The organism is Lysinibacillus sp. DFXJR4 (assembly GCF_057196045.1).
The window spans coordinates 170035-183547 of the sequence record NZ_JBXUNW010000004.1 but is presented as its reverse complement, the minus strand read 5'-3'; the positions used below and the strand labels follow the sequence as shown (position 1 = coordinate 183547).

Below are 13513 nucleotides of genomic sequence, written 5' to 3'. Positions count from 1 at the left end.
GAGTCTTCCTCTCGTTTTTCTTATGGAGTAATAATAGAATAAAAAAAATTTCTGAAAAATGTAACTTTCCAACTTTCCAGCAGTCTAATTGATAAACATATGAAAGAGAGGAAAAAAGATGAAAAATAAATGGATAGCAATTTTGGTTATTGCCGTACTCGCCATTTTACCTGGGATCATTACGTTGACGATGGCCCCAACTGTTGAAGCAAAAGCAGCTAATGTTAGTATGACCACTAAAAGCTGGCAAGCAACTTTTACGAAAGCCTTGAAAGAAAGCAAGATAACAGAAGATACTGTTTACGTTACAAATAGTAAGGATCAAAAGGTAGAAGCAGCTATCACACTAGGAGAAGATAAAAAGACATTAATTGTTAATGATTTAGCACCTGGTAATTATAAACTACATGTTCAGAAGGACGCTTTTGTACTTGATGGACCGAAAGCAGCCTCACAAGTAATTTCTTTTACCATTATTGAAAAACTGGAAGCAGTAAAATCTGAGAGAGAGTTACAGCAGTATTTTGACACTCTTTTAGCTAATCCAGATAAGGAAGTAAAATATGATTCAAGTAGAGAAATGGCAAACAAGGCAGATAGCCCAAGTGTAAGCAGTAATTCTTCTATGACAAACAATCAAGTAGAGGGGGTTGAAGAAGGTGATTTAGTCGTTGTAAAGGATGGTTTTATTTATTCTGTAAAAGAACATAGTATTACAGTGGTAGATGCAACCAATCCAAAAAATTTAGCATTAGCAGCGACTCTAAAAATAGAAGATTCAAAATATATTTCAAAGCTTGCTTTATACGATCATTTGTTAATTGCAATTGGGGATAAATATTTAGAAAAAGCAGGCACGAGCATGTCAACAGCTACTTTGTATGATATCTCAAATCCTAAGAGCCCCAAATTTTTACGTGAAGTAGGGCAAGAGGGATATTTACAGGATATTCGTATTACCAATGACACATTATATTTAATTGGGAACATGTTTCCAAATTATTGGGCGCTTCGAGATAACAAAACCATTGATTTAAAGCCAAAAACATATGATAGTAGAGGAACGAAGGAATTCCAAAGCCTACCTCTTGAGAAAATATCTATTTTACCAAATACCCTGGATGGAACATATAGCTTAATAACAGCTCTAGATTTAAAGAATGGTGCAAAGGCAACTGCCAATACAAAAGGTTATTTGGGCGGTAGTAGCGGTCTGTATATGTCAGAGGATGCACTTTATCTTACAACACCTGTCTATGATGGCAGTGCAGTCGTTCCTGCTGAAAACCGCATTATGGATATGAGGATTTGGATGCCAAGAGCAACAAATACACAAATCTTTAAATGGAATGTTGATGGCACTACCATGAATTTTGTAGGTAACACGGAAGTAAAGGGAACTGTGTTAAATCAATATTCAATGGATGAGTACAAGGGTAATTTCCGTATTGTAACAACTGAAGGAAATACGTGGGATGAAAAAAATATTTCACGTAGTCATCTCTTTATTTTAGATAAAAATTTAAAAGAGCTTGGCACGGTTAAAGACTTAGCCCCAGGAGAAAAAGTGTATTCAGCACGCTTCATGGGTGAAAAAGCGTATGTGGTGACATTTAAGCAAGTCGATCCGTTATTCGTGATTGATGTAGCAAATCCTCAAAAGCCAACTGTTCTCGGAGAATTGAAAATCCCAGGCTTTAGTAATTACTTGCATCCATTAGATGAAACCCATTTAATCGGAATTGGCTATGATACAGAGCAACGCTATGATACTTTTTCAAAAAGAAATTTTACAGTAACAACTAATATGAAAATGTCATTGTTTGATGTTTCAGATTTCAAGAATCCAAAAGAACAATCATCAGTAAAAATCGGTGGTAAAGGTTCTTATTCGGATGTTCAATATAATCCTAAGGCATTGTTCCGCAATAAGGAATACAATTATTTTGGCTTCCCAGTTGTCCTTTATGAGGCAGGAAAGGGCGATGAAATTGTTTACAAAGGTCAGGGAGCTCAAATCTATGAAATTACAGCAGATAAAGGAATCGTGCTAAAAGGCAATATCATTGAAGAAAGCACAGATGAGCCATATGAAAATTGGGATCAGCTTGTACAGCGTGTTGTATATATAGGAGATGCACTCTATACAGTAGCTCACAAAGAGGTGAAGAGCTATCAATTAAAAGACTTCCAACCGTTAGATAAGCTAATAATAAAATAAAAAAAAGTCCAATAAACTTAATTTTAGTTTATTGGACTTTTACTTTTTTTGGATACAAGTAGTACTTGAAGGGTTATTTATTGACGATAGGGAAGAATCTCTGAGACTGTTACAAATTCATAGCCTTGCCCCTGTAAATAGGCAAGTACGGCATCCAGTCCATCGGCAGTTGATTGATGAATATCATGCATTAAAACAATGGCATTATTGTGTAGATTATTTTTTACATACGGTAATAGTTGCTGTGCATTACGATGCTTCCAGTCTAATGTGTCAATCGTCCATAGTACAACAGGAATTGGTATTTGCCCGTTAATAGCATCGTTTGTTGCCCCGTATGGAGGTCGAAATACAGTAGCATCTTGATTAATTGCTTTCTTTAGTTCTGCAGAAGTTGATGTGTACTGCTTCAATACCTGCTCTTGTGAAAGCTTTGTTAATACAGGATGGTTCCATGTATGGTTACCTATTTCATGGCCACGAGCAAGTACATCCTTAGCAATATCAGGGTAATACTGTACACGACCACCAAGCATAAAGAAAGTAGCTTTTGCATGGTATTTATCAAGTGTATCTAATATTTGTTCAGTGACCTTTGGATGTGGACCATCGTCAAAAGTTAAGGCGATACGTTTTGTATTGGAATCACCTGTGTTAGTTGGTTTCGTAGGTTTTATAGTCTCCATAGCAATTTGAAAATCAGAGGCTAACAATGGGTTAATTAGCGAAAGAGGAAGCTTCACTATTGGTGCACCTGCTGCTCCACTAGCAATCTCGTACTCATCGAAATAGAATTGTAACGAATCCTCTACAATGGAGAAGCGATTGAAGTTAGACCATTTAGGCTCTGTTGCTTTTTCTAGCTCATCTGTAAAGAGATCATCCTTTAATTGAAGATTTTGCTGTAAATCTTTACGTACTTGAGCTGCCAATGAAGCTAAGTTGTTTTCATCGCCTTGCAGTAATGTTTTAATGGTAATTTGTTCGCCTGTTTCGTTATTGATGAAAAATGTCTTAGTTGATACCTCATGATTTGCCCCACCTAAGTACACCATTTTTGTTAGTACAAAGGAGTAATAGTGCTCACGATACGGGAATGTTTCTAAACTAATGTTAAGCTCGCCCATAGCCTCTTTGTTTTTATTTTTTTTCATTGATGACAAATAGGTTTCTTTTGAATCCGATATGTACTGTAAAACGGCTTCATTAAATGCTTTATTGTCAGTCTGTGGATAATGAATAGCAAAAGGTGTTTGTTTATCATTAGAAACGTCTGTTACAATACGTATACCTGGAAACGCAGAGCTTTCTGTGGATAAATTACTAGGTACTGATTCTGTCTCTTTTGAGGCACTAATTTTTTGAAACTTAAAGTCATCCTTTGATAGGATAATAACTAAAATAATAGTTGTTAATGTAATAATGAGGCCGATTAATAGAAAATCAATCATCGGGCCGCGTCTTCTTCTGCGTTCCGGCATTTTTATGGATACGCTCCTTTCCTAAATTATTTTTCTATACAATCAGACGTGTTAGCCATTGAAAAAGTTATACGAATCTACAAAGTTTTGCTATCAATTTATGGGAAATTTGTTTTCATATAAAATCAATTTGCTTTAATCAGCATATTACAGCCAAAGTATAGAATTAATAATTGAAATTTCAGTTGAGTTTTTTTGGGCAGTTCGATACTATTGGCAAGGAACCTTTTGAAGGAGGCAGATAGCTGTAATGGTTTTACATGAAGCGGATAATGAATTTACGATTGACTGCTTATTGCTTGCAGGGCGTATTATGATTGAAAGTGGTGCAGAAACATACCGTGTGGAGGATACGATGCTACGCATGGCACATTCTCAAAATATGCTTGATGCGCAGTGTTATGCCACACCAACTGGGATCATTTTTTCGTTAGGCAAGACACAGCCAACGAGAATCACATCAATTTCCAATAGGATTACAGATTTACAAAAAATAGCCTTGGTAAATTCAGTATCTCGGAGACTCACATCTCACATGATAACATTAGAAGAGGCTTATGACGAGTTAAAGTCGATACAAAAAACAAATTATTTTTTACCAACCTATTTACAAGTCATAGCAGCGGCTCTTGCAAGTGGGTGTTTTCTTATTATGTTTAAGGGTGGATGGGCTGATTTTCCGATTGCTTGTTTAGCGGGGGGACTAGGCTTTTTAGTGCTTGTCATGATAAATAATTTAACCAAAGTAAAGTTTTTCTCAGAATTTACAGCATCACTCGTAATCGGCTTTGTTGCCTTCTTTGCAGTCAAGTATAGCTTCGGAACAGAGCTTGATAAAATTATCATTAGCTCTGTCATGCCACTTGTACCAGGTATATTGATTACAAATGCAGTGCGTGATTTAATGGCAGGTCATTTTATGTCAGGGATGGCAAAGGGGGCAGAGGCCTTTCTAACAGCCTTTGCCATTGGTGCAGCAATTGCTGTCACTCTAGCATTTTAGGAGGCGCACAATAGCATATGATGGATATTATCATTCAATTAGTTGTTAGTTTCTTTGCCACTGCTGGGATTGCTGTTATTTTTAATGTACCTAGAAAAACACTACTTCATTGCGGCCTTGTTGGAGTTATTGGCTGGATCATCTATTATCTTTTAACAGAAAAAGGAATGGACGTCGTCAATGCCTCTTTCTTCGGATCATTTGTCATTGCGATAGTTGCTCATTTATATGCGCGGCGTTTTAAAATGCCGATGATTATTTTTATAGTAGGTGGGATCATCCCATTAGTGCCAGGTGGTATGGCCTATAATGCCATGAGGAACGTTGTAGAGGATGATTACTTACAAGGTCTACAGTATGGGTTAAAAGCATTTTTAATTACAGGAGCTATCGTTATGGGTCTTGTTTTTGCAGAGGTATTTATGCAATTAATATTCAGGTCGATTCGTTCAAGTAAAGCAAAATTACAAAAAGTCTATAAAAAATAAAATAAAAGGAGGCTGCGTTTGAAAATTTCTCTAACGGAGCCCCTTTTATTTTTCTATTTTACAAGCAATGCTTCAATTTCCTCTGGAGTAGCAGGCTTACTAATATAATAGCCTTGGATAGCGTCACAGCCATAAGTAATTAATAGGTCTGCTTGCTCTGCTGTTTCAACACCCTCTGCTACAACCTTAAGTTCCATTGATTTTCCAAGCTGCACCATGCCGTGCATTAGCTTTTGTGTCTTTTCAGATTTTAGTAAGGAGCTTGTAAATGTTTTATCAATTTTTAATGTATCTATCGGTAAAATTTGCATGTATCTGAATGAGCCGTATCCAGTACCAAAGTCATCTAGAATAAAGGAAATTCCCTCGTTCTCTAACTTACGCATTTGCTGAGTAATGAAGCTAGCAGCCTCTGCCTCTAGGGCAAACTTTTCTGTAATTTCAATTTGGATGAGACTGGCAGGGCAGCCCGTTTTAGTTAGCTTTTCCAGAATTGATTTTGCCATATTTTTATCACGGAATTCGCGAACGGAAGAGTTTATAGATACTTTCATGTCTAGGCCAGCTTTTTTCCAAATTAATGCCTGCTCGCAAGCTTTTTCTAGCATAAAGGAACCAATATTGTTAATGAGACCAGTTTCCTCAGCAATTGGAATAAGCTCATCAGGAGCTACAACACCGATTACCTCATCCTCCCAACGGACTAATGCCTCTACAGCTGTGATTTTACCAGAATAAACATCGATTTGGGGCTGATATAATACTTTCAAATTCTTTTGATCTAGAGCCTGAAGTAAACGTTTTTCAATTAAAGCTTTTCGATTTAATGCCTTATGAGTAGCTTTAGATAATGAGACAATTTTATCGCCGCCTGCCTCACGAACATTAGAAATAGTTGCTATAGATGCTTTCATTAGTTGAGAGAATGTTGTTTGATCTTCCGGGAATCTTGTAATACCACCGCTAATAGAAATCGGTACAGCAATATTGCTGCTATAAATTGGATGCTGCTGTAGATAGGACAGGAAACCTTGGATAAACCATTCACTTAAAGGTGTGATGACAACAAAATCATTTTCATTAATGCGTGCCATTGTACTATCTTGGAAATACATTTTTATACGGTTTGTAAATTCTACAATAAGGCTTTGATCGATTTGCTGATCATGTAGCTCTTTTAATGTATAAAATTTATCGATACTTAAATAGACAAAAGAAAAGTGTCTCTCATCCTCAATCATATTGGAAATTACTTTTTCAAGTCGATGTGCATTCATAAGACCTGTTTCAGTATCGATATAAGCAATTTTTTCCAATTGGTGTTGGATAGTCTTTGATTTCGTGATATCCTTCTCGATTAATATAAATTGTTGTTCATTTGTTTCTAGGCTAAACGTTGGGATAGCTGTTAGAAGTACCCAATAAGATTGACCTGTTTTCGTAATTTTTTCAACCTCACCTTGCCACGTATGACCATTGTTTAAATTACGCCAAATAGTGTTTGTAATCTTTTCACTCGCCTCATTGTCAGGGAATAGTTGCCAAAATGTTTTGCCGATGACGCGCTTTGGAGTCCACTGACTTGTCTTTAGAAATTCAGCATTACATTCTAAAATAAAACCATCATGATCAAGTGTAACGGTCATAAATGATGCGTCTAACCCTTGCTTTAAATTAATGAGAGTACCGCTATTTGACACAGAATTAATCATTAATTCCGGCAACATAAATAACAGAAGAATATAAGGCTCTCCTTGCTCTATAAATGGTTTAGCAAGCAATGCTGTAGTGATCTTTTCATTTGTAAATGTGACTACTTGAACTTTATCAATATACGTACTTTCATCATTGTGTAAGATAGCCTGAAACGTCTCGTATGATAACTCACGTAGTAGATTTTCGTGTATGAATGGAGTAGTATTTCCTTTAATATCAGTCGCTGAAATACCAAATAGTTGTTCAGCAGGTTTTCCAAAAATAATTGCTTGTCCATCTTGATTCACGACAATTGCAGGAAAAGGAAGTGAATTTAAATAATGTTCATCAATCGTAAATGATTTATGCATATGACTCATGATTATTCGATCTCCTTGGGTAATCAATATATACTAATATTATAGTTAATTATCGGGAATTAGTCATTATGAATATATTTGTAAATATTTGATGATGAAAAATATTAGGACTTTTCTAGTGAAATGCAAGAAAAGTTTTGAAGAAAAATAACATTTTTTAGTACGTATATAGGAAGCAGGAATTGTATGGAACGTTTAAAAGGAATAATATTTATCGTTACTGGCTCGATGTTATGGGGTGCAACCGGGCCTTTAATGGAATGGTTACTTAGCCATACACCACTAACAGTGTCTTTTATGTTAACAATTCGTTTAACAGTTGCAGGTATACTTTTGCTTACATATTTATTGTTAACAGGAAAAGATATTTTCGGTATTTGGCAGCAAAAACTGTGGAGTAGACAGCTTATTATATTTGGTATCGCCGGAATGTTGGGTGTGCAGTTTGCCTTTGTGGCGGCAATTAATGCGAGTAATGCAGTATTAGCAACCCTATTACAGTTTTTAGCACCGATTTTTGTTGTTGCTTATGTCTCCCTTAGTTTAAAGAAATGGCCCCCTAAATATCAAGTGTTAGGGATTATTGGTACACTTATAGGTCTTTTTCTCCTACTAACGAACGCTTCATTTGATGCTTTGTTAGTTAGTAATAAAGCCTTATTGTGGGGAGTAGCTGTTGGTCTAACGTTTGCCTTCTACACTTTGTATCCAGCCCGTCTGATGAAAGAGTGGAACGTTCTACTCGTTGTTGGCTGGGGGATGCTAATAGGAGGAGGAACATTGGGGGTAATTGGCCGTGTATGGCAGTCCAATTTATGGCTTGTCTTCACTGATATGAAGATAGTTGGGTTAATGCTAGCACTCATATTCTTTGGAACAGTAGCTTTTGTGCTGTTTTTAAGTAGTATGAGATATATTACGGCGGTTGAAACTAGCGTACTATCTAGTATAGAGCCCTTAACAGCTATGGCTATTTCAGTCATTGTGTTTGGTACAACTTTAGGCTTTTGGCAATTAGTTGGTGTGTTTGTTATGCTTGTTTGTGTAACCTGGCTTTCTGTAGCCGGAGAAAAAGCATAAAAGTATTATCTAGCCAGGTGTTTATTACTATTTTTAAAATTGGGAAAATTCCTATAAGTAACAAGGGGGAAGAATATGAAAGAAATTTTTTCCTATGTAAAGCCTTATAAATGGACAGCATTTATAGCGTTATGTTTAATGCTGTTAGAGTTATTTGTTGAGCTGGTACAGCCGCTTATTATGGCTAAAATCATAGATGAAGGAGTACGAGCTCAGAACCAGGGGATGATTTTACAATGGGGTGCTATATTATTAGCACTTTCCTTTGTAGCCTTTTTTGCTGGTGTCATTAACTCATATTTTTCATCACATACCGCACAAAGCTTTTCCTATGATTTACGAAATGCGATGTTTGAAAAAATTCAAGCATTTACATTAGCCACCTATCAAAAATTTTCAACAGCCTCACTAATTACAAGACTAACGAATGATGTAACACAGGTTCAAACCGTGCTTTTTATGAGCCTGCGAATTATGCTTCGGGCTCCGTTAGCTGTTATTGGTAGTATTGTAATGGCTTTTGTTGTCAATGCAAAACTTGCTTTATGTTTAGTAATTGGTGCACCCATAATCTTTATTTTTCTTATTTTTATGGTGACAAAGGGCGTGTCTTATTTTGGGCTTGTTCAAAAGAGGATAGATCGATTAAATCGTGTATTGCAAGAAAATCTACAGGCTATTCGGCTGGTTAAGGCTTATTTACGAGGTACCTATGAAGCCTCTCGTTTTGATAAGGTAGCTTCACGCTTAAAATTAGATACAGTTAAGGCTTTGCGTACTATGGAGTATATTATGCCTGTACTATTATTCATCATGAATATGAGCTTACTTGCCGTTTTGTGGTTTGGGACAAAGCAAATTGCTTCAGGTACAACACCACTTGGTGATATTGTGGCGATTGTCAATTATACAATGCGTATGACAGGTTCATTTTCAATGTTTGCCTTTATTATTATTTTTTATGCCCGTGCCAAGGCTTCAGCAGAGCGTATGGCAGAAGTTCTGTCTACTGAAAATGACACTGAGCAGTCATCATCTGTAGAAAGTCCTTCTAGCGGAAGGCATTTTGGCGAATTGGCCTTTGAAAACGTTAGCTTTATATATCCAGGTGGAGACTCTCCCGTATTAGCGAATGTAAGCTTTCATGTTAAATCAGGTGAAAAATTAGCCATAATGGGTGCTACAGGTGCAGGTAAATCAACATTATTACAGCTCATTCCTCGCTTTTATGATGTCACTGAGGGGAGAATCTTAGTAGAAGGCAAGGATATTCAGCATTGGGACTTACAAGAGCTAAGAGAAATTATTGGTTATGTCCCACAGCAATCCTTATTATTTACAGGTAACATTGCAGATAATGTTCGGTGGGGTGACACTGATGCTGAAATGGCTGCTGTGCGACAGGCAACAATGCAAGCACAAATACATGCTTCTGTAGAAGATTTTCCACAGGGATACGAAACAAGAGTTGGACAGAAGGGCGTTAATCTTTCAGGTGGCCAAAAACAAAGGCTATCTATTGCAAGAGCGTTATTACGAAAAGGTCATCTATTAATGCTGGATGATAGTACAAGTGCGCTTGATGTAAAAACAGAGCAGGCATTATGGGAGGCACTGAGCGAAGAACCAGCAACTATGCTTGTTGTTACTCAGAAAATACGTACGGCTAAAGGAGCGGATCGAATATTATTAATCGATGCAGGGAAAGTAGTGGCGTATGGTACGCATAATGAGCTACTACGAACTTCTGAGCTCTATAAAAAAATCGCAGTCTCCCAGCAGGAGGTAGAGAAATAATGGCCTTTTTCCAGAAACCTTTTGGCTATGAGCCGATTTTGACAAAAGAGGATGTACAGCAGGTTGTCAAGAAAAAGAAGGGACCCCGTGCCACAGATTGGCGAAGTACATTGTTGCGATTATGGAAAATTGTCGATGAACAACGTGTGCTCTTAATAATTGTGCTTTTACTTGTTATGGTAAGTTCTATTTTAGCTCTTCTTGGACCATATATAATCGGAAAAATGATAGATATGTATGTAACGCATGGTGAGCTGGCAGGTCTAGGTAAGGGCATTATGCTGTTAATCGGCATTTATGCTCTCTTAGCTGTAGCGTTATTTTTACAAAATTACTGGATGATTGGTATTGCTCAGCAAACCATTTATAGACTGCGTACAAGTGTCTTTGCACATTTTCAAAGATTGCCCATTTCATTTTTTGATCGTCGACAACATGGAGAGTTAATGAGTCGGATGACAAATGATATAGAAGCGGTAAGTTCAACATTAAATAGTTCCTTTATACAGGTGTTTTCCAGTGTTTTAACGCTAACAGGTACTGTAATTATCATGCTAAGCTTAAGCCCTTTGCTAACTGTATTAACGATGACCATTATACCAATTATGTTTTGGTCAATGCGCTGGATTACACGAAGAACAGCTCCACTATTCAAACAACAGCAGGTGGCTATTGGTGCGCTTAACGGTATGATTGAAGAGACAATTTCAGGTCAACGAATTGTGAAGGCATTCTCACAAGAGGACAGAATGATGAAGGAGTTTCATGAGAAAAGCTTGCGATTAAAAACAACAGGCTTTTGGGCTCAGACATATTCGGGCTATATCCCAAAGGTCATGAATTTCTTAAACAATATGAGCTTTACAATTGTAGCTGGGATTGGGGGCGTACTTGCTCTTTATGGACATGTGTCAATTGGGGTCATTGTTATTTTTACTGAATACGCACGTCAGTTTACTCGCCCATTAAATGATTTAGCCAATCAATTTAATACAGTTCTATCAGCAATTGCTGGTGCTGAACGTGTATTTGCGTTACTGGATGAAAAGCCTGAAGTAGAAACTGCTTCAGCACAAAAGCATAAGTTATTAGGACAGGTGAGCTTCCAACATGTCTATTTTAAATATGAACTAGAAGAGGAAGCTTACACGTTAAAGGATGTTAATTTTAAAGTAGAGTCAGGCCAAACAGTAGCCCTTGTTGGAGCAACGGGTGCAGGAAAGACAACTATCTTACAGCTTATTGCTAGATTTTATGAGGTAACAAAGGGTGAGGTTTTATTTGATGGTGTAAACGTTCAACAAATAGAACGACAAGCATTGCGTTCTCAAATGGCCTTTGTGCTACAGGACCCATTTTTGTTTGAAGCGTCTGTACGCGAGAATATTCGCTATGGTCGATTAGATGCAAGCGATGAAGAAATAGTAGAGGCGGCAAAACGCGCAAATGCTCACGACTTTATCATTAAGCTAAAAAATGGCTACGACACTATTCTTGCCGCAGATGGTCGAGAAATTTCACAGGGACAAAAGCAGCTGCTGTCAATAGCTCGAGCATTAATTGCTAATCCTAAGATATTATTGCTGGATGAGGCTACAAGCAGTATTGATACTGTTACTGAGCTTGCCATTCAAGAGGCCCTAGACACGCTAATGCTAGGGCGCACAAGCTTTGTGATTGCTCATCGCTTAAATACTGTACACAATGCCGATATTGTACTCGTAATGCACAGGGGCGAATTAGTGGAGGCAGGTCCTCAACAACAGTTAATTGACTCTGGTGGCATTTATGCGCAAATGTTACAATCTTCTTCATATCATCTTGAAGAATAGCGCTATTTTATCTTGCTTCTTCAGATTTTTACTATGCGAAAGAAAAAATGTTTTTAAACCGTCCGCTGAATAAAGATAAAGCCCCTCCTGGGCAGATGCCACCGATTTTGGAGAAGAGCTTTTCAAGCGTACTTGAAAAAATTAAGACGCATTATACTTGCCGTGATTGATTCATAGGAAGGAGTGATCTCTCTTTGGGATTGCTCCTTTCTTAGGTTAAACATTAAGTTAGAAAAATAGAAAAAGAATCGTTTATAAGGCGAAAAAATCAAATTGAAGTAAAGAAATTTTCTAATTCAGAAATGTAATTTATTTGTATAAATGGTATAATTATAAGGAGGGTTGAAATATTGAATAAGAGCGCTTAGTATGAATATATATCTATAAATTATAGTAGTTTTCAGTTATTATAGTCATTAATGATTGTATAAATCCATTTATTTTCTTTATATTAATAGAAAAATAGTTGATTATTAGAAGTTACTATTATATTTTGTTGCAAGCTGATTTTCTTTCTTGCTACAATAGGGCAATAGTCTGATTCAAGAACGGAGTAAACGATGAATATTTCAGTGATGACGGTGTCTTTTCCGTTAGATGGGGAAACATTAAAAGAAGTAACTTTATTATGTGAAGAAGCAACCGTACATGATTATCGTGTATATGAAACTGCGCTGGGAGTTCCGATGGCGGGATCTTTTGAAACAAAGGGCTTTATGGTTCTTGCTTATGAAGATGATAAGGATGTGTTAGTAGGAGTAGCAAGTGCTGTAGACTTAATGGGACTACATACATATGAATGGTCCCTGGTAGTAACGCCTACGTATCGTCAAAAAGGAATCGGAACCACTTTAGTAGAAGCTTTACAGGCTGGTCTTCAAGAGCGTGGAGCAGAGGGGCAATTGGCTGTAGTAATAGATGGATCACCCTTTGGTCATACGTTTATTGAGAATAAAGGCTTTACATATAGCTTTTCAGAGGCAACTTTAGAAACAAGAGCAGAATCAGTAAAGTTAAGCAAGGATGTCGAAATTATTCCATATGCAGGTGAGCAGGCAGAGTTAATTGCCATTTATAGTGAAGCATTTGGAGATTTACCAGAAGAGTCTGAAGAACTAATAGCCTTTAATACATCTACAAATGGCAGAAAGCTATGGCTAGCCCGCAAGGACGGTGAAGTTGTTGGAACAGTGACAACCGCTCAGGAAAATGAAATTCAATGGGTCACAGCATTGGCCGTTCATCCAAATTGTGAAGGGCAGGGCATTGGTACAGCAATGCTATCCTTTTCCAAGGACTATGCAAGTAAAATAGGAGCAAAATTTGTGATGCTTGATGTGGAAATTGATAATGGAAAAGCCCTTTCTGTTTATGAAAAGGCTGGCTTTATGAAGGCACAGCAAATCGATTATTATGTAAAGCATTAGAAAGAATGGTAAGGAGCAAAAGTAAAAAACTCCTTACTTTTTTATATGAAAGAATTTAACACTGCTTTTTTATCATAAATACCTACTATCCTCATATAGTATTAATAAC

9 protein-coding genes are annotated in these 13513 nt (G+C 37.0%); 7 read left to right on the top strand and 2 right to left on the bottom strand.

The features are described from left to right. Window positions 1–118: 118 nt before the first annotated feature. Window positions 119–2221, top strand: coding sequence for a beta-propeller domain-containing protein (locus tag AC2CGN_RS12255; protein WP_484514075.1), 2103 nt, complete (start codon window positions 119–121; stop codon window positions 2219–2221). A gap of 77 nt (window positions 2222–2298) precedes the next feature. Here the strand turns inward: AC2CGN_RS12255 and AC2CGN_RS12250 are convergent, their stop codons facing one another. Beyond that, entirely contained in the window at window positions 2299–3702 is a 1404-nt protein-coding gene (locus AC2CGN_RS12250; RefSeq protein ID WP_286924088.1) for a polysaccharide deacetylase family protein, read from the bottom strand. 250 nt (window positions 3703–3952) lie between these two features. Here AC2CGN_RS12250 and AC2CGN_RS12245 point away from each other — a divergent pair, with 250 nt between their 5' ends. Both AC2CGN_RS12245 and AC2CGN_RS12240 read left to right on the top strand, forming a co-directional pair. After that, window positions 3953–4705, top strand: a complete 753-nt coding sequence (locus AC2CGN_RS12245) for a threonine/serine exporter family protein (protein WP_283870598.1) — start codon at window positions 3953–3955, stop codon at window positions 4703–4705. 20 nt (window positions 4706–4725) lie between these two features. Further along, entirely contained in the window at window positions 4726–5193 is a 468-nt protein-coding gene (locus tag AC2CGN_RS12240) for a threonine/serine exporter family protein (RefSeq protein ID WP_286924139.1), read from the top strand. A 53-nt stretch (window positions 5194–5246) separates the two neighbouring features. Here AC2CGN_RS12240 and AC2CGN_RS12235 read toward each other — a convergent pair whose 3' ends face one another. Then, window positions 5247–7268, bottom strand: coding sequence for an EAL domain-containing protein (locus tag AC2CGN_RS12235; RefSeq protein ID WP_429989189.1), 2022 nt, complete (start codon window positions 7266–7268; stop codon window positions 5247–5249). Window positions 7269–7454: 186 nt separating this feature from the next. Here AC2CGN_RS12235 and AC2CGN_RS12230 point away from each other — a divergent pair, with 186 nt between their 5' ends. The 4 genes from AC2CGN_RS12230 to AC2CGN_RS12215 all read left to right on the top strand — a co-directional run bounded on the left by AC2CGN_RS12230 (window position 7455) and on the right by AC2CGN_RS12215 (window position 13404). Further along, window positions 7455–8348 (top strand): DMT family transporter, encoded by an 894-nt coding sequence (locus tag AC2CGN_RS12230; RefSeq protein WP_429980134.1) that lies wholly within the window; start codon window positions 7455–7457, stop codon window positions 8346–8348. A gap of 75 nt (window positions 8349–8423) precedes the next feature. Continuing rightward, window positions 8424–10145 (top strand): ABC transporter ATP-binding protein, encoded by a 1722-nt coding sequence (locus AC2CGN_RS12225; protein WP_429988528.1) that lies wholly within the window; start codon window positions 8424–8426, stop codon window positions 10143–10145. Beyond that, entirely contained in the window at window positions 10145–11977 is a 1833-nt protein-coding gene (locus tag AC2CGN_RS12220; protein WP_429989188.1) for an ABC transporter ATP-binding protein, read from the top strand. Before AC2CGN_RS12225 ends, AC2CGN_RS12220 begins: the two co-directional genes overlap by 1 nt. Before the next feature lie 560 nt (window positions 11978–12537). Beyond that, window positions 12538–13404, top strand: coding sequence for a GNAT family N-acetyltransferase (locus AC2CGN_RS12215; protein WP_429986645.1), 867 nt, complete (start codon window positions 12538–12540; stop codon window positions 13402–13404). The last annotated feature ends 109 nt before the right edge of the window (window positions 13405–13513 follow it).